The 22,507-nt window shown below is 66.2% G+C and carries 20 protein-coding genes; 7 read left to right on the forward strand and 13 right to left on the reverse strand.

From position 1 onward, the window contains the following. Window positions 1-153: 153 nt before the first annotated feature. The 5 genes from NITMOv2_RS11815 to NITMOv2_RS11835 all read right to left on the reverse strand — a co-directional run bounded on the left by NITMOv2_RS11815 (window position 154) and on the right by NITMOv2_RS11835 (window position 8,744). Window positions 154-2,178: a response regulator gene (locus NITMOv2_RS11815; protein WP_053380059.1), complete on the reverse strand. Its 2,025-nt coding sequence runs from the start codon at window positions 2,176-2,178 to the stop codon at window positions 154-156. Window positions 2,179-2,246: 68 nt separating this feature from the next. After that, window positions 2,247-4,673 (reverse strand): PAS domain-containing protein, encoded by a 2,427-nt coding sequence (locus NITMOv2_RS11820; protein ID WP_187299188.1) that lies wholly within the window; start codon window positions 4,671-4,673, stop codon window positions 2,247-2,249. A 92-nt stretch (window positions 4,674-4,765) separates the two neighbouring features. Further along, window positions 4,766-7,684, reverse strand: a complete 2,919-nt coding sequence (locus NITMOv2_RS11825; protein ID WP_083447966.1) for a response regulator — start codon at window positions 7,682-7,684, stop codon at window positions 4,766-4,768. Window positions 7,685-8,041: 357 nt separating this feature from the next. Further along, entirely contained in the window at window positions 8,042-8,407 is a 366-nt protein-coding gene (locus NITMOv2_RS11830) for a hypothetical protein (protein WP_145976298.1), read from the reverse strand. Continuing rightward, window positions 8,397-8,744 carry a hypothetical protein gene (locus NITMOv2_RS11835; protein WP_053380063.1) on the reverse strand — a complete coding sequence of 116 codons (348 nt, stop codon included), beginning with the start codon at window positions 8,742-8,744 and terminating at the stop codon, window positions 8,397-8,399. The genes NITMOv2_RS11830 and NITMOv2_RS11835 overlap by 11 nt, the downstream gene beginning before the upstream one ends. 302 nt (window positions 8,745-9,046) lie before the next feature. Here NITMOv2_RS11835 and NITMOv2_RS11840 point away from each other — a divergent pair, with 302 nt between their 5' ends. Then, entirely contained in the window at window positions 9,047-9,802 is a 756-nt protein-coding gene (locus tag NITMOv2_RS11840) for a M48 family metallopeptidase (RefSeq protein ID WP_053380064.1), read from the forward strand. 107 nt (window positions 9,803-9,909) lie between these two features. On the opposite strand, the gene NITMOv2_RS11845 is transcribed toward NITMOv2_RS11840, so the two are convergent. Then, complete coding sequence (locus NITMOv2_RS11845; RefSeq protein ID WP_053380065.1) at window positions 9,910-10,161, reverse strand: hypothetical protein; 252 nt, start codon at window positions 10,159-10,161, stop codon at window positions 9,910-9,912. Window positions 10,162-10,421: 260 nt separating this feature from the next. On the opposite strand from NITMOv2_RS11845, the gene NITMOv2_RS11850 reads away from it, so the two are divergent. Further along, a complete protein-coding gene (locus NITMOv2_RS11850; protein ID WP_053380066.1) occupies window positions 10,422-11,081 on the forward strand; it encodes a S16 family serine protease in 660 nt (219 codons plus the stop codon). A gap of 14 nt (window positions 11,082-11,095) precedes the next feature. Next, window positions 11,096-12,280, forward strand: a complete 1,185-nt coding sequence (locus NITMOv2_RS11855; protein ID WP_053380067.1) for a class I SAM-dependent methyltransferase — start codon at window positions 11,096-11,098, stop codon at window positions 12,278-12,280. Window positions 12,281-12,413: 133 nt separating this feature from the next. On the opposite strand, the gene NITMOv2_RS24465 is transcribed toward NITMOv2_RS11855, so the two are convergent. After that, on the reverse strand, window positions 12,414-12,647 hold the full coding sequence (locus NITMOv2_RS24465) for a hypothetical protein (RefSeq protein WP_145976299.1): 234 nt from the start codon (window positions 12,645-12,647) through the stop codon (window positions 12,414-12,416). A gap of 244 nt (window positions 12,648-12,891) precedes the next feature. On the opposite strand from NITMOv2_RS24465, the gene NITMOv2_RS11860 reads away from it, so the two are divergent. From NITMOv2_RS11860 to NITMOv2_RS11875, 4 genes are all read left to right on the forward strand, one after another. Beyond that, window positions 12,892-14,487, forward strand: a complete 1,596-nt coding sequence (locus NITMOv2_RS11860; protein ID WP_053380068.1) for a two-component system sensor histidine kinase NtrB — start codon at window positions 12,892-12,894, stop codon at window positions 14,485-14,487. Further along, complete coding sequence (locus tag NITMOv2_RS11865; protein WP_053380069.1) at window positions 14,488-15,843, forward strand: sigma-54-dependent transcriptional regulator; 1,356 nt, start codon at window positions 14,488-14,490, stop codon at window positions 15,841-15,843. 343 nt (window positions 15,844-16,186) lie between these two features. After that, entirely contained in the window at window positions 16,187-16,618 is a 432-nt protein-coding gene (locus NITMOv2_RS11870) for a response regulator (protein ID WP_053380070.1), read from the forward strand. Between the two features lie 222 nt (window positions 16,619-16,840). After that, the gene (locus NITMOv2_RS11875) at window positions 16,841-17,812 is read left to right on the forward strand and encodes a hypothetical protein (protein ID WP_053380071.1); all 972 of its coding nucleotides are present in this window, start codon (window positions 16,841-16,843) and stop codon (window positions 17,810-17,812) included. Window positions 17,813-18,175: 363 nt separating this feature from the next. On the opposite strand, the gene NITMOv2_RS11885 is transcribed toward NITMOv2_RS11875, so the two are convergent. The 6 genes from NITMOv2_RS11885 to NITMOv2_RS11910 form a co-directional block, all read right to left on the reverse strand. Next, entirely contained in the window at window positions 18,176-18,454 is a 279-nt protein-coding gene (locus tag NITMOv2_RS11885) for a PepSY domain-containing protein (RefSeq protein ID WP_053380073.1), read from the reverse strand. Window positions 18,455-18,549: 95 nt separating this feature from the next. Continuing rightward, window positions 18,550-20,268 (reverse strand): HAD-IIB family hydrolase, encoded by a 1,719-nt coding sequence (locus NITMOv2_RS11890; RefSeq protein ID WP_053380074.1) that lies wholly within the window; start codon window positions 20,266-20,268, stop codon window positions 18,550-18,552. Between the two features lie 207 nt (window positions 20,269-20,475). Beyond that, complete coding sequence (locus NITMOv2_RS11895) at window positions 20,476-21,048, reverse strand: Slp family lipoprotein (RefSeq protein WP_053380075.1); 573 nt, start codon at window positions 21,046-21,048, stop codon at window positions 20,476-20,478. 16 nt (window positions 21,049-21,064) lie between these two features. After that, window positions 21,065-21,322, reverse strand: a complete 258-nt coding sequence (locus NITMOv2_RS11900; RefSeq protein WP_053380076.1) for a BON domain-containing protein — start codon at window positions 21,320-21,322, stop codon at window positions 21,065-21,067. A gap of 135 nt (window positions 21,323-21,457) precedes the next feature. After that, the gene (locus NITMOv2_RS11905; RefSeq protein ID WP_053380077.1) at window positions 21,458-21,961 is read right to left on the reverse strand and encodes a hypothetical protein; all 504 of its coding nucleotides are present in this window, start codon (window positions 21,959-21,961) and stop codon (window positions 21,458-21,460) included. 34 nt (window positions 21,962-21,995) lie between these two features. Next, window positions 21,996-22,433: a BON domain-containing protein gene (locus NITMOv2_RS11910; RefSeq protein ID WP_053380078.1), complete on the reverse strand. Its 438-nt coding sequence runs from the start codon at window positions 22,431-22,433 to the stop codon at window positions 21,996-21,998. Between the last annotated feature and the right edge of the window lie 74 nt (window positions 22,434-22,507).

A 22,507-nucleotide genomic window follows, 5' to 3' on the forward strand; every position in this document is an offset into this window, starting at 1 on the left:
AGGGTCAAGATCCCGCGTTACAGCCATCCCGGCTGCCGCTTCTCCGCCGACGAGATCCTGGCTTAACAGTCCCGGCCACTGCGTCCGTTCACCTTACCCCCTCTATCCCGCTACCCCGCTATCCCGCTACCCCTGACCCATGACCCATGACTCTCATCCCTTACTCCCGACCGCTTCGATGACCGCTTCGTACAACTGATCCGCGGCCGACTCTTTGGTCATGAACCCGGCGGCGCCGGCGGCGCGCATGGCGTCGCGGATGTGGGCCGCGCTGTTCACGGACAACCCGATGACGAGCGTGTCCGGCCGTTCCCGGACGATCCGGGCGGTCGCTTCCAGGCCGTCCATCAGGGGCATGTTGATGTCCATCAACACCACGTCGGGGCGGAGCTCGCGCGCGAGCGCGACGGCTTCTTCACCGTTGCCCGCTTCACCGACGACGATCACGTCCGTATATCCGTCCAACAGGCTGCGCAATCCCTGCCGGACGACCACGTGGTCGTCCGCCAGCAGCACGCGAATGGGCGCGCAACGGAGCTTTGAGTCAGAAAGCGTTGAGCATTGAGGTACAGCGATTTGAGTTCCGGCGTCTCTTACTTCATTCTCAAGCTCACTGCTCAACGCTTTCCCACTCAATGCTGCCTCGCCGCCGAGCGGCAGCGCCAGCCGCACCGTCGTGCCGGCGCCGGGCCGCGCGTCGATTTCCATCCGGCCGCCCACCGCTTCCATCCGCTCGTGGAGGCTGAACAGTCCGAAATGCTCCGGCCCGCCTCCGCGCCCGAGACCGCCGGGATCGAACCCCTTGCCGTCATCCCGCACCGTGAGAACCAGCCGGTCCCCGGCCTCCACGGCGAGCGTCACGCGGGCGCGATCCACGCCGGCATGCTTGGCCACGTTGAGCAGCAGTTCGCGCGCGGACTGAAACAGCATGACGCGCAGGTCTTCGGTGGCGCGGGCTGCGGCGGCGGCCGCCTCCGGTTCGTGCTCCACCGTGACGTGCAGCCCGTGGCGCCCCATTTGCTGGCCCAGCCACTCCAGTCCCACCGCCAGACCGAGGTCGTGCAGGACCGGCGGGCTCAGCTCGGCCATGGCCGTGCGTGTATACGCCAAGGCCCGATCGAGAATGTCCTGAAGATCGCTCAGCGGCTCGGTGCCGGCCGGCACCCGGCCCAACAGCCGGCGGGCGTGCCCCAACTTGATCCGCCCGAGCGCCAGCAGTTGCGCCAGATAATCGTGCAGCTCGGTGGCGAGCCGATGCCGCGCCCGCTGCTCCGCCATCGCGAGTTGCGACGCCAAGGCCCGCAGCCGGTCCTGCGAGCGCACCAGATCCGACGTCCGTTCCCGCACCCGGCGCTCCAGATCGGTGGCGAGCAGTTGCAGATCCTCGGCGGCTTGGCGTTCCTTGGTGATGTCCTGCACTTCGATGACGGTCCCGATCGACGCGCCCTCTTTGACGATGGGCCGGGCGGCGCAGCGCACCGGATAGAACCGCCCGTCCTTGTGCACGAAGACATCCTCATACCCCTGGATGGATGCCTGCAGCGGCAACGCCCGATCGATCGGACACTCGTCGATCGGAAACGGCGCGCCGTCCGGGCGCGTATGATGGATGACGTTGTGCAGGACGCGCCCCTGGAGCTCGTCCAGGCGGTAGCCGGTCATCTGCTCCGCGGCGGGGTTCGCGAAGGTCGCGCGCCCGTGCGGGTCCATCATGAACAGGGCCGAGGTGGCGTTGTCCGTGATCGTCTTAACCAGATTGAGCTGATCGTGGAGCGCGTCTTCGGCGCGCCGGCGTTCCGCGACGTGGCGCCGCTGCTGCTCGGCACGGGCGGCGTCGATCGCGGCCAGCGCTTCGGCCCGCACGCGGGCCCGGCGCCAGCGTTCCGCCGTGAGGATCATCCCGGCGTTGGCGATGAGAAAGAGCCCCAGCGCGGCCGCATGCGACGCTCCGGCCGCGCCGGACGGCATGAAGAGCCAAAAGGAGAGCAGCGCCGACAGGCCCGTCGCCGCCGCACCGGCCCGCCACCCTCCGACCCACAGACTGAACACGATCGCGGGGAAATACGACATGAAGCTGTAGTCGGACCCCCATAGGGGCGTGAGCGCGGCGCGCAGCGCGGTCGCGACGGCCAGGGCCAGCCCGCTCAGGACGTAGGGATGTGCGAAGAGTGTCGCCATATTTCATGGGACGCGTTGAGCCTGAGCGCATTGAGCGTTGAGCTTACGATCCGGCATCCATGTCGCCCTCAACGCTCGGCGCTCTCTCGCTCAACGCTTCGTTTCGCCGTCTCCACGATCGTCCGGTAGATCTGTTCGCCGGCGGCGCCCTTCGACAGGAAGGCATCGGCCCCCGACGCGCGCATGGCGTCCTCCACCTGCGGCGACGAGTTCACCGACAAGCCGACGACGGCGATCGACCGAAACGCGGCCTTGATCCGGCGCGTCGCTTCCAGGCCGTCCATCCGCGGCATGTTCACATCCATGATGATCACGTCGGGACGCAGACGATCCGCAAAGGCGACCGCCTCTTCGCCGTCCCACGCCTCGCCGACCACTTCCACGTCGGCGTGCTCCGTGAGCAGTCCGCGCAGCCCTTCCCGAACCATGGCATGGTCGTCCACGAGCAGCACGCGAATCCTTTCGAGTGACCCGTGGAGGGCCGAGGAGCGAGGGCCGAGGGCCGAGGAGAATGTTGAACGGTCTTGCTCGGCCCTCGGCGCTCGGCACTCGGCACTCCCCAGCAGCAGCGCGAGCGTCGCCGTCGTGCCGCGGCCCGGAACGGACTCGAAGTCGAACCGGCCGCCGATCGCGAGCATCCGTTCCCGGATGCTGAACAACCCGAACTTCGACGAGGCGGCCGTCGGTCCGTCCCGCGTCGGCTGCGGCGCGGCGCCGCCGACGCCTTCGTCCTGCACACCGATCACCAACTCGCCCTGCCGTTCGTCGATCGTCACCACCGCCCGGTGGGTGCGGGCGTGCTTGCGGACGTTCACCAGCAGCTCGCGCACGGATTGGAACAGCAACACCGCCTGGTCTTCCGGCAGCTCCAGACGATCGGGCACCGACTGCCGCACCTCGACGCTCAACTCTTGCCGCACCATCTGCTCGGCCAGCCACTGGAGCGCCACCGGCAAGCCGAATTCATGCAACACCGGCGGGCTGAGCTGCGTGACCAGCGTGCGGGTATACGTCAAGGCCTCGTTCACGACTTGCTCCGTCTCCGCGAGCAGCTCCGGCTGCCCGTGGGCCGGCACACGCTTCAGTTGGCCCAGCTTCATCCGCACGAGGGCCAGCAACTGCGCCAGATAGTCGTGCAGGTCCGTCGCCAGCCGCTTCCGCTCCCGTTGCTCCGTCAAATTCAGCTCCGTCGCCAACGCCCGCAGCCGGTCGTGCGACTGCACCAACTCCCTCGTCCGCTCGGCCACCCGCCATTCCAGCTCCAACGTGAACGACCGCAGCCGTTCTTCGATGCGCTTCCGCTGCGTCACGTCGTAGTTCACACCGACGATCCGAAGCGGCCGGCCCCGCTCGTCCTTCATCACCTGCCCCCGCGCCGCGAGCCACCGCAGTTGGCCGTCGGGATGCACGACGCGAAACTCATAGTCCATGTCGCCGGCCTCCGCCACGGCCCGTTCCACCGCCTGCTGGATCAGCGCCCGATCGTCGGGATGGACGCACGCGTAAAACGCGTCGCGCGACGGGGTCGTCTCGCCCTCCCGCAGGCCCAGCAACGCATACTCGTGGGCGTCCCAGCGGGTCCGCTCGGTCGCGAGATCCACGTCCCACGTGCCCATCTGTCCGGCGGAGAGGGCCAGACGGAGTCGCTCTTCGCTCTCGCGCAAGGCTTCGTCCGCCGCCAGCCGGTGGGAGATGTCGACGATCGCGCCGACGACCCGCGCGGCCTTCCCGTGGCGGTCGAGAAGCACCTCGCGGGAGGATTGCACCCACATCCACGATCCGGAGGCGTGTTTCAGGCGGAACGACGCCTTCATGACCCCGCCCTGTTCCATCTGCCGGTTCAGCTGAGCCAGATAACCGGGGAGATCGTCGGGATGGATGCGGGACTTCCACCACTCGAGCTCGAACCGGATCTCCTCGCGCGTCAAGCCGGCCAGCCGGTCCATGCCGTGCACGATCGCCTGCTCGGGATGCGCGAGATCGATGTCGTACACGACCGCGCCGGCGGAATCCGCGGCGCGCCGGAACCGCTCTTCGCTGGCGCGCACGGCCTCCTGCGCCCGCCGCCGGTCGGTGACATCGCTCAGCACGACGACGGCGCCTGTGACCCGCCCGTCTTCTTGAATCGGCGAGCTGGTGAACGACACCGGCAGCGGCGCGCCGTCTTTCCGCCAGAAGAGTTGGTCATCCCCGCGGTGCGCGCGCCCGTCCCGCAGCACGGCCTCGATCGGACAGTCTTCATGCGCATAGGGACGGCCGTCCGGATGCGCATAGTGGAGCAGCTCGTGCAGATTGCGGCCGAGCAGTTCTTCCTGCCGATAGCCGAACATCGCCGCGCCGGCCTGATTGATGAAGGTGGCCCGCCCCTCCGCATCCAGGCCGTAGATCCCCTCGCCGGCGGCCTCCAGTATGACGGACAGCTGATCTTTGACGCGCGCCAGCTCTTGCTCCGCGCGCTTGTCATGCACGATATGCAGCATGATTGGATCGATCACGGTCTCTCTGGCAGTGCCGAGGGCTGAGGTTCGAGGGCCGAGACGGGCCGGCGCGTCTCGCTCGGCCGTCGGCCCTTTCGCGCTCGGCGCTGTCAGCTTCGCGCGCCGGCGACGGCGGTTTCGATGGTTTCGTACAATTGATCCGCGGCGCTTTCCTTGGTGAGAAACGCGGCGGCGCCCGCCTCCCGCATGGCCCGCACGACGTGCTCCGCCTGATTGACGGAGAGCCCCACGACGACGGTCTGGGGATGCGCGCGGCGGATGCGCTTGGTCGCTTCGATGCCGTCAAGCCGCGGCAGATTCACGTCCATGACGACGAGATCCGGCTTCAGCAGACCGGCCAACGTCACGGCTTCCTCGCCGTCGCCCGCTTCGGCGATGATGTCGAGATCAGCGTACCCGTCGAGCAGGCTGCGCAAGCCCTGCCGCACCATGGCGTGGTCGTCCACGAGCAGCACGCGAACCGGCGCTGAGGAACGTGAGGCGTGATCCGCGAGGCGTGATGCGCTTGCGGACACACCGCTCGGCTCTTCTACGCGTACCGCTTCACGCTTCACGCTGAACGTCTCTGCGGCTCCGCCGCCGAGCGTCGCCAGGCTCACGCCCAGCGTGACGATCGTCCCGGCGCCGGGCCTGGACTCCATCTGCATCCATCCGTCGACCGCTTCCATGCGCTCGCGGATGCTGAAGAGCCCGAAGGTGGTCGTTTTCTTATCCAGCACGACGGCGGGATCGCATCCCCGCCCCCGGTCCCGCACGCTGATCTGGAGCCGCCCCGGCGGGTCTTCCCGCATCGCCACCGAGGCGCGGTTCACGCCCGCATGCTTCAGCACGTTGAACAACAGCTCGCGCACGCATTGGTACAGCATGCGCGTCAGGTCTTCCGACATCGGCGGCGTGGCCGCAGGCACATCCACCTCCACCTCCAGCCCTTGCGCCGCCATCGTTTCCCCGAGCCACCGCAGCCCGCCCGCCAGGCCGAATTGCCGGAGCGTCGGCGGCATCAGCTCGGCGACGAGCGTGCGCGTGTACGTGAGGCACTGGTCGATCAGGTCGTCGGCGTCGCGCAGCACGCCGGCGGCGGGATCGGGCGCGATCGTCTGGGTCGCCTGGTTGAGCTTGAGGCGGGTCACCACGAGCATCTGCGCCAGATAGTCGTGCAGCTCGCTCGCGATGCGCTGCCGCTCCCGCTGCTCCGTCAGCGTCAATTCCTGCGCGAGGCCGCGCAGCCGATCGTGCGTGTGGACCAACTCCTTCGTACGCTCGGCGATGCGCCGCTCCAGCTCCTTCGTCCATTCCACCCGCTGCGCTTCGGCTTCTTTGCGCCCCGTCACGTCGAAGGTGACGCCCACGAACCGGGCCGGCCGTCCGGCCTCGTCGTAATGGATCCGCCCGTAGGGCGCGAGCCAGCGCACCTCGCCGGTGTCCGCGCGCCGGATGCGATGCTCGGCATGATACAGTCCCCCGCCCGCCGTGGCCGCGTCCATCGCCTGCCGCACCGCCTCCCGATCGTCTTCGTGCACCGCCCGCCACCACAGATCGGCGGACGCGTCCACCGTGTGCGGCTCATAGCCCAGCAACAGGAAATTCTCCCGATTCCAGACGGCCCGCCCGGTGGCCATGTCGACGTCCCACGTGCCCATGGCCGCTCCCTCCACCGCGAGGCGCAGCCGCTCCTCGCTCTCGGTCAGTTGCGCGGCCCGCCGCCGCGATTCCTGCAGGAGGCGGCGGCGCTCCTTCGCCATCGCGACGTACGAGGCCACGGCTTCCATCAGCTCGATCTCGTCCGCTTCGAACGACGTCCGCCGGCTGCTGGCCAGCGCCAGCGTGCCGAGCAGCCGATCGCCCACGACGAGCGGGAACGACACGTAGGCGGTGGACCCGATGGCCTGGAGGCGGGCCGCGCGCGGATCCGTCGCGTCCTGCAGCCGTTCCACGACGACCGGCCGCCGCGTTTGCGCCGATGCCCCGCCCAGCGTCTCGCCGAATTTCAGGAAGGACAACGGCGGCAGCGCCTCCTCCGGCACGCCGGCCCAGCCGGTGAGCACGATCCCCGTCTGGTCGCCCGCCACGTCGTAATCCAAGAACGTGTCCAGCGAGAAGGCGGCCTTGAGCGACACGAAGAGGTCCTGCATGATCTCCGCCGGATCCTCCACGCGCAGCAGCTTGTCCATCGTGTCGCTCAGCAGCTGCTGCCAGAGCACGTGATTGTGCAGATCGAATTCGGCCCGCTTGCGGGCGTCGATGTCCTCGACGACGCCGATCAGCGACTGAATCCGGCCGCCGGCATCCCATTGGATCGACAGGGTGACGGTCACCCAGACCGCGTCGCCGTCGGGGCGCAGCAGCCGTTGATCGAGCGACACCTCCGGGAGGCCGCCCAGCAACAGTTTGCCGACCAGCGCCTCGTGCTCGGCGCGGTCCTCGGGATGGGATAATTCGCGCAGCTCGTATTTCAGCAGCTCGTCCGCGGGGCGCCCCGCGATCGCGCACAGCTTGTCGTTCACGCGGAGCAGGCGGCCGTCCGGTCCCACGACGCACATGCCGACCGCCGCCTGTTCGAAGAGGCCGCGGAACTGCTCTTCGCTGCGGCGCAGCCGCTCCACCAGCTGCTGGTTTTCCTGCTGGCGCGCGCGCAGCCGCAGCAACGACGCGACGGCGGACACCAATTCTTCCGGCTCGAACGGCTCGACCAGGTAGCCGTCCGATCCGACGTCCAGGCCCAAGGCCCGTTCGCTCGACACATGCGCCGCCGAAATATGGAGCACCAGCACGTCCGCATGCTCGGGCAGGCTTTTGATGCGCTGGCACAGCTCCAGCCCGTTGATGTCCGGCATCTGCACTTTGAGCAACACGAGCGCCGGATGCGCCTCGTCCAGCACCCGCAGCGCCCCGCGCCCCGTGCCCGCGTCGACGACTTCATAGCCCGCCCGCTCCAAGATCGCCCGCTTCGCGGCCCGCCGGTCTTCCCGGTCGTCGACATTCAAAATCATCGATGTGTGTGCGCTCATTCCGCCCCTCCCTGGTGCCGAAGCGCGTATGACAATGTGGCCCTGACTCCTCCTCCCGCCCGAGACTTGCGCCAAAGGCGAGTCACCTTAGGGGCAAGCGCTCGACTTTCCTACTAGGGGGAACCCTAGTCGGTCCGGCTCGGCGCGCCACAGGGGTCGACCGAGGGCGACACACGATGAACGGCATTGTGAACAGGTCGTGTCGTGGAGCGGGAAAAAACAAATCTGGGACCCCCGCGAGCGCCCGGGGACCGAATCCTTCGCCCCGTCTCCGCGTGGTGTCTGTCCCTCCGAACCGGGCGAGCGCCTCAGGACGACGGAGCCGGTCCCCGAGATCGGCCGCGGACTCCCTGTCGTTCACGGCGCCGGCGGAGGCGGCGGCGGTTCATGCACTTCGGCGGGCATCGCTTCGATCACTTTGACGGTCCGCCCGGCTTCGTCGAGCTGCATCGTCACGCGGTCTCCGATGGAGAGGCGGGCAAACTGCTCGGGACGGGCCACATCGAAGAAAATCGGTTTTCCCAAATCCGTCTTCAGCATGCCTTTCCCGGCGGACAAATCCAGCATGGTGAGCGTGCCGGTCACGGTATGCGCCGGCACGGTGGATTCCGTCGCGGTGTCCGCGGTCGGCGCCCCGCTGAGGAATCCTGCCGCGATGAAGCAGCCGGTAAGCAGCATCCGGCCCACGGCGCCGCCGTGCGCACGGCTCCGGTTACCAGACATAGATGAGATGGCGCTTCGCGCGCCGCTCCCTGACGGGCATCGATACGGTCAACGCCTCCTCGGACGTCTGCACGACCGCTTGATCGACCAGGGCGTCCGGCGGCAGCGGCACCCATCTCGAGACCGGTCCGCTGCGGACCCTCAACGCGCCCGGCGCCAGATCGACCGTCACCTCGCGCCGCTGCGACGGCGGCAGCGGCGCGGTGAGCCGGAATGTTCCGTCGCCGTCGATCACCCGGATGGCGGACAGCACCGTCTCCGATGCGCCGCCGGTTTCCGCCGCCGGCGCGTCGAGCCGCCGCAGCGCATGGTCACAATCCTCCTGTGTGACGATCATAGGCCACTCCTTCCGGTCTTCATCGTGATGCCGTTCGGCGTCGATCCGTATACCGAGCGCACACACTAGTCGCCTCGCGCAGACGCCACCACTAGGCGTTCCCCCGGTCGCCCGCCGGAGAAGCGTTGAGCAGGACAGCGTTGAGCATTGAGATTGCTGGTGTTGATTAGGATGCGTTCCACCTCAACGCTCAATGCTGCTGCCGTGCCGCCCCGTAACTGGGGACCTGACCAATTCATGTCTCGCCGGGAACCGGATACCATAACGCCATTCGAACGCCATCGCTCAACCCCCGTCGCTCAATGCTCTCTCGCTTTCAACTGACGGCCGCCGGCCCGGCGCTCATCGCGGTGTGTGCCGCCTGCTCCGTGAATCCCTACACGCAGCGCATGCAGCTCGTGCTGGTCTCGCCGTCCTACGAAGCGAAGCTCGGCGCGGCCGCCTATCGGAAGATGCTCGACGAGAATCCCGTGCGCACCGATCCGGCGGCGGTCATTCCCGTGCAGCGCGTGATGGGCCGCTTGATCGCCGCCGCGCGGCAGTCGAAGTACGCCGACATCGCCCGGTCGTTCGAGTGGGACATCTCGGTGATCGAGGATCCCCACATGCGCAACGCCGTCGCGTTGCCGGGCGGCAAGTTGCTCGTCTACACCGGCTTGTTGCCGGTGGCGCAACATGAGGCGGGGCTGGCCGCGGTGCTCAGCCACGAAATCGTGCATGCGCTCGCGCGACACAGCGTGGAGCAGCTGACGTACGACGCGCTCCGCGTGACGCGGGAATCCGCGCGGCTGCCGTTCAGTCGCAATCACGAATTGGAAGCGGATTACATCGGCCTGCTGCTGATGGCGGCCGCCGGATACGATCCGCGTGAAGCAGTGGGACTGTGGGAGCGGATGAAGGCCAGCGGCGATGAGCTGCCGCCCGAATATCTCTCCAGCCATCCGTCCTACGAGCGGCGCATCGAAGCGCTCCACGCGCACATGCCGGAGGCGTGGGAGATGTATGAACAGATTCGATCACAGGACAGGGCCGAGACGCGAGTACCGAGGGCCGAGTAAAAACGTTCCAGGGCTCCGCCCTCTCGCTCGGCTCGGCACTCGGCCCTTTCTCGCTCGGCCCTCTCGTTCGGCCCGGCCCTCGGCCCTTTCTTGCTTGACCCTCTTGTTTACGCCGCGGCCAGCCGCACGGCATAGACTCCCGGCCCCCGGGGAACCAGCCGCAGCTCGCCGCTTCTGGTCAACCGATCGACCTCGAGAAACACCTGATTCCAGGTGCAGCACGAACAGTTCCGTACCAACTCCTCCATGTCGCATTCATGCCTTCCCCGGAGCGCGTCGAGAATCGTGGCGCGGACATCGGCGCCGCCCGCCAACGGCACGCACGTCCCGGCCCCGGCACTCAGCCGTTCGGTATTCATAGGTCCTCCTGTGTCACTCTACACTCAAGGCTTTTTTGCTCAACGCCGCTTCAGACCAGTGCGACCCTACTCATTCAGCCTTCCCGAGGCCACTAGGAGAATCCCTGGCAGACGGTCTATTTGGTCTGTCTCGTTCATTTGGTCTATCTCGTTTGAGTTGTTCGCTCTAGACAGACCAGACAGACAGCGCACCAGAGAGACCACATCGTTGGGGCTTTGCCCAGTAGGCGGGGAGATGATCGAGTGAGTAGAGTGCCTTTATGTTGATGCGGTTGGCTCTCGGGATGCTGATCTGGTCGATCCTGCGGTCGGCCGCGCCGGCGGAGGCCGCCGCGCCTCCCGCCCGGCAACAGTTGATTACGTTTCTCGGCGTGACGATGGAACGCCGCATGGGGGAAGAGCCGAAGGGTGCGGTGGGACAACTGGTCGTCGAATGGACGCCCCGCTCGGATCACGACGGGATGACCGTCACCTGCTCGCAGGGCTTCAGCCCCTATACGATGACCTCGATCGTATCGGCGATCGAGCGCGTGGCCCGGATGGCCGGCATGGAGAGCAGTTCCTGGAACGTCGTCATCCGCCGGCACGACGAGGGCCAACCGTACGGCACCGTCTACGGCGACAGCCTCTCGGCCATGGTCGGCTTGACGGTCCTCGCGCTGGCGAAGGGCGATCAGGTGCTGCCCGACCGGGTCTTGACGGGCACGATCACGGCGGACGGCCGGCTCGGCCCGGTGAGCGCGGTGAACTCCAAGATCGCCGCGGCGCATGCGCGCCATTTCCGGCGAGTAATCGTGCCGGACAGTTTGGACCCGACGGACCGCGATTGGCACACGCCGTTTCTGATGCAGGTGTCTCCCATCCAGTCCGTCTCGGCCGCCTATCAGGCGCTAACTGACCGGCAAATGGCTCTCCGCTAGGGGACAGGACAGCCATGGCCCTCCTGATCCAGCAACGGGTCGAGCGAACCGGCGCCGCCGAGCGGCCGCCGGCGCGGCGCGCGTTCGAGTCCGCCGCGGTATGCGTGGACTGCGTGGTCTGCGGATCGGCGCGATCGCGGCTCGTGTGTCCGGCGGCGGAGATGGCCGCGCAGCGGCGGTATCTCACGGCGTTCTACCGGCGGCGGTGGCGCGCGCACAACGCCGAAACCGCGGCCGATCGTCTCTCCTTCACGCAGGACTACACGACCGATATCGTCCGGTGCGCGGACTGCGGCCTGGTGTATCGCAATCCGCGCCCGCGGACCGACGCGATCATGCAGGCCTATCGCCGCGATCGCTACGACGACGCGTATCTCCGTGCGGAATTCGCCAACCAGCGCGCCTGGGCGCGGCGGAAGCTGCCCGAATTGGCGCGGCATCTCCGGCCGCTCCCCGGTCGCCGGCCGCGCGTGCTGGAGGTCGGCAGCTTCGTCGGCGGCTTGCTGGCGGAAGGCCGGGAGCGCGGATGGGAGATGTTCGGCGTCGATCCGGGGGACGAGGTGACGTCCTTCTGCCGCGCCAACGGTCTGCCCGTCTTTCACGGCACCCTGGAGCAGGCGGACCTGCAGCGGGACAGCTTCGACGCGGTGGTGGTCTGGAATACGTTCGACCAACTCCCCGATCCGCATCCCACCCTGGAGGCGGCCGTCGGCCTGTTGCGCGACGGCGGGGCGCTCGCGATCCGCATCCCCAACGGCGCCTGTTTTTCGTGGACCATGGAGATGCTGCCCCGTCTCCCGCGCGGCCTGCGCGCGGGACTGTATACCGCCCTCGCGTGGAACAACCTATTGACGTTCCCATACGTGCACGGCTATACGCGCGAAGCGATCACGGCCCTGGCCGCCGCGTACGGATTCCGCCGGAGGGCCTGCCTGCCAGATACGCTCCTGCCGCCTCCGCGGGACCACGTGAAGCGATGGGCGCGCCTGGAAGCCCGCTGCTACGCATGGCTGTTCCGAGCCGGGTGGCAGGCCGCCGCGACGGAACGTTTCGCCTGCGCGCCGTGGCTGGATCTCTATTTCGAACGGGCCGCCGCCGAACACCCGCCCGCACCCGCCGCGGCCGACTCGGGACTAGGGCTCATCCCAGTGTACGCCCCCCTGGCATTGCGTCAGACTGGTTTGGATCGCCCGGCATGAGAGAAGGAGGCTGACGATGAAGGACACCCCTATCCCGCTGATGCCGAATCTCATTGCGAAACTCCTGAGCGGCGGCGCGCTGTGGCGCGCCGACTCGCGTCAGGCTCCGGGCGCTCCGGTCAAACGGGTGGAATCATGGTTGTCCCTCGGGTGGGCTCGCGTGAGCCGGACCCGCAGGTAGGACGGCGCCGGTTTGGCGGTTCTTCGGCCTGAGCCGCCGGGCCGCCCGCTCGGACGGACGGTAGGCCGGTACGATCATTCGCATATCGGTGATCGCGCCGCAGTTGATGCAGCGGAACCCGTCACAGGGCGATGTGCCGTAGAAGTAGTCGAACACTTTGAAACCGCCGCATCGTTCACAGCTCATGCTGGCATCTCCTTGGTTGAAAGCTCACTGCGCGGTGGACGTTTCCGGCGGGGATGACCGTGACCGGGGGCCCTCGTCATCGCGGCCATCGGTACTCCCTCCGGCATGGTAGGAGCCAGAAGCACAAAGACTGCCAGATGCAACGGCCGGAACAAACTCGCTGAAAAAGGGACTGAAACCAGCCGGGGGGCCCGGGTGGTCCTCCGGCATGGGAAGGACAAGTTGTCCCGTGACGTGACAAGAGATGTTTAAGGCGCCGCTCCACTCCGCTTTCGAGCCGACGGGATCGCGGTCCATCGTGACGGTGGCCGTGCTGATCGCCATTACCGTGGCGACCTTTGCGGCGGACCGGCTGACTCCGCTCGGCATCGTCGTCTGGGTGCTGTACCTCGTCCCCCTGGTCCTGACCACGCAATTGTTGCCGCAGTGGACCGGGGCGGCGCTCGCGATCGGCAGCGGCATGCTGCTGTTCGGCATGCTGGAAACCAAACCGGGCACCTCCTACGAGGTCGCGGTCCTCAATCGCGCGCTCGGGCTGGTCGTCTTCATCTTTACGGGGCTGTTTCTCCTTCAGCACCGGCGGACGGTCGAGGCGCTGCGGGCCAGCGAAGACCGCTATCGGCTCCTGCTGGAGCAGCACAGCCGCGCTCGGGCGGAAGCCGCGCTGCAGGAGGTGCAGGAGCGGTTCAAGAGCATCTTCCATTCGTCGCACGATGCGATCGCCTACGCCACGCTGGACGGGACGCTGCTGGAAATCAACGACGCCTTCGTCCGCTTGACCGGCCGCTCGCGCGAAGAGCTGCTGCGGCCCGACTCGGCGGCCTTGTGGTCCTCCCTGCAATTGTCGCCCGACCAGTTCCAACAGTTGCGCGAAACCGGCGTCCCGCTGGTCTATGAGACCTACTACCGCCGCGACAACGGCGCCTCCGCCCACCTGAACGTCCATGCCTTCGTGGTGCAGGGATCCGACGGCCAGAAATCCGGCTTGGCCATGGTGATCCGCAACATCACCGATTTGAGGCGCGCGGAGGCGGAGCTGCGGCGGACGAGCGAGGAGCTGCGGGCCAAGAACGAGGCGCTGGCGCGGACGAACGAGCTCCTGTCGGCCGCGCAGCGGACGGCGACGCGGGCGCAGCGGCTGTCGGCCATCGGGCAGTTCGCGGCCACCGTCGCGCACAAGATCGGGACGCCGCTGACCGCGCTGTCGGGCCACGTGCAGCTGCTCATGGAAGACCTCACGCTGCCGCCGAAAGTGCGCGGGCGCCTCCAGACCGTGGAGGCGCAAATCGAGCGAACGTCGCGGATCATCCAGGATCTGCTGCTCTACACCCGGCGCGCGGCGCCCGTTCGGGCGCGCATCGACGTCAACGAATGCCTGCAAGATTGCCTGGCCTTGTTCCGCACCGAGTGCGACCGCCAGCATGTCGCCTGTATCGCCGATCTGCACCCGGAGCTGCCTCCGGTCGACGCGGACCGCCAGCACCTGCAGGAAGCCTTCAATCACCTCATCGAGAACGCGCTGCAGGCCATGCCGACCGGCGGCTCGCTGTGCGTGCGGTCGTTCATCGTGGATCAGCCCACGCCCGGCCTGGGCGAGCGGGGCGCCGGGACGATCGGCGTCGAGGTGGTCGACACCGGCTGCGGAATCAACCCCGACCACCTGGCACAGATTTTCCAACCCTTCTTCACCACCAAACAGGCCGGGCGCGGCACCGGCTTGGGACTGGCCATCGTCCAGGAGACCGTGCGCGCCCACGGCGGCCGCATCACGGTGGAGAGCGAACCGGGCAAAGGCACAAGCTTTACGATTCATTTGCCGATGGCGGAGCGGACGGACTAGATGGACGATCAGTCGCATGTCTTAGTGGTCGACGACGACACCGAGACGCTGACCCTGCTGCGGGAAATTCTGTCCAAGGAAGGCTACGACGTGGGCACCGCGATGGACGGAAAGAGCGCGCTCGACCACATCAACAACCGGGTCCCCGATCTCGTGATGTCCGACATTCACATGCCGGATCTCGACGGCATGGCCCTGCTCGCGGAGCTGCGGCACCGGCATCAGGATGTACCGGTGATCCTCATGACGGCGTACGGCTCCCTGAAAACGGCCGTGGACGGCCTCCGCTCCGGCGCGTTCGACTATCTGAGCAAGCCCTTCATCGTCGACGACATCCGGCTGGTCGTGCGCCGCGCCTTGGAGCACAAGAATCTTTCCCGCCAGAACCAGGCGCTGAAAGAACAGCTCCGCAGCCGGTATCGGTTCGACAACCTGGTGGGCAGCAGCCCCGGCATCGTGTCGGTGTACAAATCGATCGCCCGGGTCGCGCACACCGACAGCACGGTGCTGCTGCAAGGGGAAAGCGGCACGGGGAAGGAATTGATCGCGCGCGCCATTCACGCCAACAGCGCCCGCAGCGCCGGTCCCTTCGTCGCCGTCGACGGCGGGTCGTTGGCGGAGACGCTGCTCGAATCCGAGCTGTTCGGCCACGAGCGGGGCTCGTTCACCGGAGCGGTGGCCACGAAAAAGGGCCTGCTGGAAAAGGCGCACATGGGCACCTGTTTTCTCGACGAAGTGGCCGACCTGACGCCGGCCCTGCAAGGCAAACTGCTGCGGGTGATTCAGGAGCGGGAGATCCGGCGCGTCGGCAGCACCTCTCCGATGACGGTCGACGTGCGGATCATCGCCGCATCCAAAAAGGATTTGGATCAGTTGGTGCGCGCCGGCACGTTCCGCGAAGACTTGTTCTACCGATTGAACGTCGTCACCATCAACATTCCGCCGTTGCGCGAACGGGTCGAGGACATCCCGCTGCTCACCCAATATTTCGTTCAGATGTACGGCGGGAAAAAGTCTCCGCCGGTCACGGGCATCGCGCCGGAAGCCATGGCGCTGCTGACGCGCTATTGGTGGCCGGGCAACATCCGGGAGCTCGAGCATGCGATCGAGCGCGCCATCGCGCTCACTCCGCACCCCGTGATTTTCCCGGAGGATCTTCCCCAGTCGATCCAAACGGCCACCGTGCAGGCCGCCGCCCAGGCCCGCGGCTGGGTCACGCTGGCCGAGCTGGAGAAGGACCATATTCTCCGCGTGCTCGAAGCGCATAACCAGGATCTCGGGCGCGCGTCGGCCATTCTGGGCATCCATCGCAAGACGTTGCTGCGGAAGCTGCGGCACTTCGGATTTCCGTGTTGACAGTACGATTGGGTGATTGCGTGATGCGGCGAAGTGAAGACCTGACGAAAGTATGACGTGACGATCCGGCGATTCGGCGAAGTACAAGAACGCATCCGAAACTTTCCAGCAGACTTCACCAAATCACCGATCCATCGCCCAATCACCCCAATGACCAAATTCTTCGTACGGGACAACTTGTCCGCATCCGGACAGACCGTCCTCTGAATATCAGGTACGGTCGCATTCTCAGGGCGAAACCCATCCACAAACAGTCTCAGCGAGACGATCGGTGGCGGGTCCGAACCTTGCTTCATTCCCACTGAGCGCGAACGAACACGACTGTCACAAGGAGGTGTGCGCTGTGGACGGATACGGAAAGCGGGTGCTCGTCGTGGAAGACGACCAGGATGTTCGCGGAATGATTTGCCTGACGCTCAGCGACGCCGGCTACAACGTGTATGAAGCGAGCGACGGGCTGGAAGCCGTGGATGCGCTGAAGCGACGCCGTTACGACGCGGTGCTGACGGACTATCACATGCCGCGGATGGACGGCCTCGAATTGCTTGATCTGGCCACCGCCATGTGGCCCGGCACGCCGGTGATCCTGGCTTCCAGCGACACGCTGTTGACGAGCCAGACGGACGGCGCGCTGCTCGCTCCCGCATACGCCGTGCTGGAAAAGCCGTTTGAGCCGTCACAGTTGCTCAACGCCGTCCGCTCCGCCGCGGAGGGCGCGCCGAAATCCATGCCGCCGCCTCGTGAAGGATCCGACGCCTATCACGCCGTGGCATGACTCCCGACGCGACGACGCGGGTGACCGCCGAACCAAGCTGGCTCGTCCCGCCGCGTCCGATCACAGGGCGGCGGAGCGGGTACCGTGCCCCGGCCGTTCCATGTCCGGTTTGTCGCAGCGGCGCATCGGCGGTTGCAGGAGAAGAAGCGTTCATGATGAGCGGGAGTGATACTCGCACCGACATGCGGCGCGCACCGCGCCTGACCTGAGGAGGATCATGTTATGGAAGTGGAACGGACGTTCGAACAATGGTCGCTGGGCAGTCCGCGGATCAAGTGGAGCGCGGTCTTCGCCGGTTGGGCGGTGGGCTTGGCGGTGCAGATGCTGCTGACGCTGCTGGGGCTCGGCTTCGGCGCCTGGGCGATCGATCTGCAGGACACCAATCAAGGAGTTCCGGTCGGCGCCGGAATCTGGACGGGTCTCTCGATGCTCATCGCCGCTTTCACCGGCGGGTATGTGACCGCGCGGATGTCGGGCACGTATCTCCCCTCCGACGGCATGTGGCACGGCGTCGTCGTGTGGGGCGTGAATTGGCTGATCTTCGCATGGCTCACGACGACGGCGATGTCGGCGATGATCGGCGGAGTCTTTTCCGTGTTCGGGACCACGCTGCAAACGTTGGGGCAGAGCGTCTCCGGCATCGCCTCCACCGCCGCCGGCCAGATCGGCAGCCGGATGGGTCAACTCAATATTTCCGGAGAGGAGATCCGCCGGCAGATCGAGTCGGTCTTGGCCGCGACGGGGAAGCCCGAGCTCCAACCCGGCGAAGTGCGCGGGGACGCGGAACGCGTGGCCGGCGCGGCGCGCGGCGGACGCCCGCTGAACGAAGTGTCCGAGTCCGCCTGGACGGAGCTGCAGCAAAAGCTCGTCGCGCTCGACCGGGATGCGGCGATCAACGTCATGGTGAACAAGTTCGGCATGTCGGAGACGCAAGCCAAGCAGGTCGTGCAATCGACCATCGGCGTGCTCGAACCGATCCGACAGACGGTCCAGGAAGCGGTCGGCACGGTGCGCGAGCAGTCGAATCAAGCCTTGGACCGGCTGGGGACGATCGCGCTGTGGCTGTCGGTCCTGGCCCTCATCACATTGGGCCTGTCGGCCTGGGGCGGGATGGTGGGCACGCCGGATGAATCCACGGTCGCGGCGCACGCGGCGTCGGAATCCTTCCGCACCGACATGCGGCGCGCCGGCTAGGTGAGCGCATTGAGCGAGAGAGCATGGCGCGTTGAAGGAGTCGAATCCAACTCAAAGCGCCACGCGTTCCCGCTCAACGCTTCCCAGCGGATCGTTCTCACATTTTGTTGGCTCGGCATCTGGTGGGGCCTCGTCCTGTGGCTCGGTGTCACGATCTTGATCGACAGGCCGGCTCGGCCCCAAGCCTTGACAGCGGCGGACCCGCAGCCGATTCCGCCGGCGCCGTCTCCCAAGCCGCCTGGGAAACCGATTCCGCCCGCGCCCACTCCTCCGCCGGACCCGCAGCCGATTCCGCCGGCACCGGCCCCCTCTCCTTAATCTTAATCCTCTCCCCCGCTTCGGGGGAGAGGCGAAGGTGAGGGGTCACTTCACGACCTTGCCCGTTTCCGCGTCGATCGCCACGGTTTTGAGTTGATTGCCGGTGTCGAGCACCTGGACTTCGTACACCACATGTTTGCCGGTATACAGCAACTCCACTTTCACGGCGCGCCCGGGGACCTGCCGTTCGGCGAGACTCGCCGCTTGCGCCAGCGACACGCTGGCGTGCCGGATGAGATAGCTCTTTCCCTGCTCCGATCCGCCGCATCCGACGCTCAGCGCCAATAGCGCGGCGACGCCGATCACCCCGCCCCCCTTGCTCATGACACCCCCTCGTGAAGAACGTCTGATTGAGTGATGTGGTGATGTGGCGATGTGGAGACGTGTCGGAGTCTTCACGTCACACACTCACCACATCGCTAAATCGTACTTTCGGATGCCGGCAGCGTGTACCGTTCTTCGATCGCCTGGGCGACCAGCCGGCGACTCTCGTCCGCCGACAGCGACCCCTGCCCTTCTATGCGGCGCACCGCCTCGGCCAACCAGGGATCCTTGATCGCCTGTTCCATCCAGCGCGCGTAATCCCCTTGCCGCAAATGATGCAGCCACGTCGCGTCGTCCACGCCCGCCGCCAGCTGTCGGAATAACATGAGGTTTTGCGCGCGAAGATTCAAGAGGCCGTCCGGTCCCCGGAAATAAAAGCTGCGGTCCGGCGGAAGCTCCCCCTCGGCATATTTCCGTCGATGGCGGCGGCGGTCTCCTTCAGACGGCGCCATGCGAAAGACCGTCGGCGGCTCGCCGGACCGCGCCCTCCAGATCACCGCTTCTCCCGCGTCCAGTGCCACGGGCGCGGTGTGGGGAAAGGGCAGCTCCGCCCGCTCCGCGAACGTCCGCAGGGTGCGCTCCGGCCGCTCGCCGAGCGCGACCGCGACGGTGACGGCCCGCAACGCCGACGGCGCCACGGAGTCCGGATGCACGGTGACGAAGATCATGCCGGTGAGTTGCGGCGCCCAGACGGTCGGCGCCGGCTGCCGGTCGGGCGACAACAGATGATGGGTTTCATCGACCAGAATGCGGTGCGGGCGGCCCGTCCTGGCGCGCCATTCCTGCAGCCGCGGCAGGAGCCCGAGAAAAAACGCGGGCCGGTCCTGGAGCGGCATACCGACCAGATTGACCACGATCTGCGCGTCGGGACGTTCCAGCGCGCTGAGGATTTCCGGCACGGTCGGGGCGCGCTGCGCGTTGCCGAAGACGATCGCGCCGGCGAACGACTCGTAGTCCCCTTCCGGGTCGATGACGCACAATTGATAGCCCCGTTGCGCGAGCCGTTCCAGAATCCCGACGGCCAACGTCGATTTTCCGCTTCCCGAGGAGCCCGCGATCAGCAGATTCTCCCCTTGCGCCGGAATCGAGACGGATGAACCGCCGGCGGCCTGCCCCATTTCGATGCGGTGGCGCGCAGGCGCCGCGGCCAGGTCGTCGCGCAGCACCTCGTGAATCAGCTCGGCCGTACCCGCTCCGGCGCTCGCGGCCGTCACCTGATCGGCGATGTCTTTGAGCGTGGGAACCGCATTAGCGACGGCCACGGCCCATTCTCCCGCCTGCAACAGCGCATGGTCGTTCTCCGAATCGCCGACCGCGACGACGTTGTGCGGCGACAGACGCAGCTCCGCCAACGCGGCCCTGAGACCCGTGGCCTTGTCGACACCCGGCGGCAGCACCATCACCGACTCCCGATTGAACACGACGTGATGCTCCAGGCCGAGATCTCTGATCGCCTCAAGCGCCGTGATTTCATGCGGGCGCACCGTCGCGATGATCGATTCTCCGACGTCCAACGGCTGCACACCCTTGTCGGCAAGGGCGCGCACCAGGGGCTCGGGGGGAGGACTGCCGAGCCGCATCCGTTCACGCGTCGCCGGCCGATACAGCACCGCGCCGTTTTCCGCGACCACCGCACTGCAAAGACCCGCCTCCGGGAAGACCGCCAAGAGATCGCTCAGAATCCGGCCCGTGACCAGAATAAAGGCCCGTCCGGACGCGATCAGCCGCTCAATGGCCGAAACGGTGGACGGACTCACTTTCCCGCCTTCGGCCAGCGTGCCGTCATAATCGGCTGCCACGGCTATCACATGCATCGCTTCACCTATCATGTTTAACATATTGACAGACAATATATATTTATAAAATATGGCGCCATAACCGTACATCTATATAGAGAGTCCCAGCTCGTCAATGGCGAGAGGAACAGCGGTGTCCATTCCTGACCGGAGAGGTTGAGTCGGATGACGGCGAAGCGGTCGCGCCGCCCCAGCTCGACAAGGCTCGCATGCCTCGCGTCCTCGTCAGCCGGTCACGCGCGTGCCGGACCAGAATGTGTATGGAAGGAATCCATGCGGAAAGGTCGACAGGTATGGCCACGCAAGCGGAGCCACCGGCCAAGCGCTGATCTGAGGGTCCCACCTCGTCAGGTCCTGAATCACGATGGTCGGATACACATACTCGCCGTGATCCAGCGAGCCGGAGACGGGGGACTGCACCTCGCCGACGATCGTCACCCGCGTCCCTTCTTCCAGGGTTGCAGGATCCAGCATCGGGCTCCGTTGATCAAAGGCGATGAACCGGCCTTGCGAGGACGAGCGATTCATCCCGGGCACCAAGTCGGAGGATAACGGCAACTGTAACACTTCGATCTTGGTGCGGTCCGCCAGTCTTACGGCCCGCAACACTTCTCCTCCGACGAGAATCGTCTCGCCCTGATACCGCGCCGGGTCCCGCTTGATGTCCTCGAACGTCAGCTGCCGATTCACCTTCGCTTGCAGCTGAGTGGGAATGACCTGGTATCGATGGCACCCGGCGAGCCCACCCACCGATACCGTTACCGCCAGCAGCCCCCAGCAGACGGCCGCCTTCCTCATGCGCGCTCCCGCGGCCTTACGCCGCCAACGGCCAGTTCAACGTCAATTCATCCTGTACGTCGTCCGCTCCCGCGTCGATCGCGAGTTCGATCGCCAACGCGCGGTCCCGATTCGTCGTGACACGCCCCCGGAGAATCGCCACCCCGTCGCGCACGCTGACCGAGACATCGCGCAAGGAGATCCGCCGGCTGTACCATTCGACCAACGTTTCGCAAATCATCTCGTCGTGATCGACGGCCCGCGCCACAAAGCCTTCATTGACCAGTTGTAACATGCACTCCTCCTCTGTGTTCCATGCAGCCTGCCCGAGGGCGCTCCCCGGAACGGCCGGTGTTGCCTTACGCTCAGTAGAACAAAATCGCCGCTGCGTCGGTATTGCCCAAACCCCTAGCGGTCGCCGGACTCGGCCCTAGTCGCGCATGCCGGGCCGCCGCTCGAGATCGCTGGAGCTTTTCTCCGCATTTCTCTCCATGGACATCTGGCTGCCGCCGACTTGAATCGTGCCGGGGATGTTGATCTCCCCGCTCGGGGTATTCGAATCCGCGCGCACCACGTACTTCACCTGCCCCGAATTCTTGAAGCACACGCTGGCCGAATCGTTCTGGCCCAAGTTGGCGGTGTATTGATTCTTGTCGCTTCCCATGAGCCCGCCGAAATTGCGCTGGCAGGCCAGCTGTTCCATCACGGGATCCAGAAAGATGACGCGCGCCGGGCCCTGCCGCTTGTTGATCCATCGGATCTCGTCGCCCGGGTTCACGGAGACCATCGACGGCGAGACATCCTCCCGGATGACGATGTCCTTCACCATGCCGGTTCTCGTGACCGTCGGCATCTTGTCCCCCCCCATGCCCATGCTCTGGCAGCCGGTGAGGATCAGCAGCGCCGTTCCCACCATCATGTGTTGTGCTTTCATCGCAGTGCCTCCTTGGTTGGTATGGTTATCGCTTCTACGGGAGTATCTGACGATCTTTCAGGCCCGGCGGGCCTTCGATCACCCGATCACGGGTCTCCTCGTTCACGCGCGCGTCCGGTTCGACGGCCGGAGGGTCCATGTCGGATTGAACAAGGATCTTATTGTGAACCGCGATCACGTCCGGCACCGTACTGGCCGCCTTTTCCGCAAATCCCCGCTCTTCGTTGGACTTCACGATGCCGTACAGAGTGACCTCGCCGTCTTTGGCTTCGACCTTCAGTTCATCCCAGCGAATACGGCCTTCCATGCGCAGCCGCCGTTCAACCGTGGATTCCAGTGTTTCATCGGCGATGGTCGGTTCGGGACCCGGCGCCGAGCGGGACGGACCCGGACAGGCGAGCACCGCCAACAGAACGGCTACCCCGGTTACCACGGCGCGCCCCGTGCGCATCGACTGTTGCTGACTCAGCATAATCTTCCCCAGTCTCCTCTGGAGTTCCGCCTTGCCATCACTCTCGAATCTTCACCAGTGCAAGAGACGAACCG

This window comes from Nitrospira moscoviensis (assembly GCF_001273775.1).
Taxonomy (GTDB): Bacteria; Nitrospirota; Nitrospiria; order Nitrospirales; family Nitrospiraceae; genus Nitrospira_D; species Nitrospira_D moscoviensis.

Bases quoted from the DNA above. Each gene is read 5' to 3' on its own strand.
- NITMOv2_RS11905 (WP_053380077.1), bottom strand. From the start codon at position 21,961: ATGAAAGCACAACACATGATGGTGGGAACGGCGCTGCTGATCCTCACC.
- NITMOv2_RS11845 (WP_053380065.1), bottom strand. From the start codon at position 10,161: ATGAATACCGAACGGCTGAGTGCCGGGGCCGGGACGTGCGTGCCGTTG.
- NITMOv2_RS11895 (WP_053380075.1), bottom strand. From the start codon at position 21,048: ATGAGGAAGGCGGCCGTCTGCTGGGGGCTGCTGGCGGTAACGGTATCG.
- NITMOv2_RS11890 (WP_053380074.1), bottom strand. From the start codon at position 20,268: ATGCATGTGATAGCCGTGGCAGCCGATTATGACGGCACGCTGGCCGAA.
- NITMOv2_RS24465 (WP_145976299.1), bottom strand. From the start codon at position 12,647: ATGAGCTGTGAACGATGCGGCGGTTTCAAAGTGTTCGACTACTTCTAC.
- NITMOv2_RS11885 (WP_053380073.1), bottom strand. From the start codon at position 18,454: ATGAGCAAGGGGGGCGGGGTGATCGGCGTCGCCGCGCTATTGGCGCTG.
- NITMOv2_RS11850 (WP_053380066.1), top strand. From the start codon at position 10,422: ATGTTGATGCGGTTGGCTCTCGGGATGCTGATCTGGTCGATCCTGCGG.
- NITMOv2_RS11875 (WP_053380071.1), top strand. From the start codon at position 16,841: ATGGAAGTGGAACGGACGTTCGAACAATGGTCGCTGGGCAGTCCGCGG.
- NITMOv2_RS11855 (WP_053380067.1), top strand. From the start codon at position 11,096: ATGGCCCTCCTGATCCAGCAACGGGTCGAGCGAACCGGCGCCGCCGAG.
- NITMOv2_RS11835 (WP_053380063.1), bottom strand. From the start codon at position 8,744: ATGATCGTCACACAGGAGGATTGTGACCATGCGCTGCGGCGGCTCGAC.
- NITMOv2_RS11865 (WP_053380069.1), top strand. From the start codon at position 14,488: ATGGACGATCAGTCGCATGTCTTAGTGGTCGACGACGACACCGAGACG.
- NITMOv2_RS11900 (WP_053380076.1), bottom strand. From the start codon at position 21,322: ATGTTACAACTGGTCAATGAAGGCTTTGTGGCGCGGGCCGTCGATCAC.
- NITMOv2_RS11840 (WP_053380064.1), top strand. From the start codon at position 9,047: ATGCTCTCTCGCTTTCAACTGACGGCCGCCGGCCCGGCGCTCATCGCG.
- NITMOv2_RS11910 (WP_053380078.1), bottom strand. From the start codon at position 22,433: ATGCTGAGTCAGCAACAGTCGATGCGCACGGGGCGCGCCGTGGTAACC.
- NITMOv2_RS11830 (WP_145976298.1), bottom strand. From the start codon at position 8,407: ATGTCTGGTAACCGGAGCCGTGCGCACGGCGGCGCCGTGGGCCGGATG.
- NITMOv2_RS11825 (WP_083447966.1), bottom strand. From the start codon at position 7,684: ATGAGCGCACACACATCGATGATTTTGAATGTCGACGACCGGGAAGAC.
- NITMOv2_RS11815 (WP_053380059.1), bottom strand. From the start codon at position 2,178: ATGGCGACACTCTTCGCACATCCCTACGTCCTGAGCGGGCTGGCCCTG.
- NITMOv2_RS11860 (WP_053380068.1), top strand. From the start codon at position 12,892: ATGTTTAAGGCGCCGCTCCACTCCGCTTTCGAGCCGACGGGATCGCGG.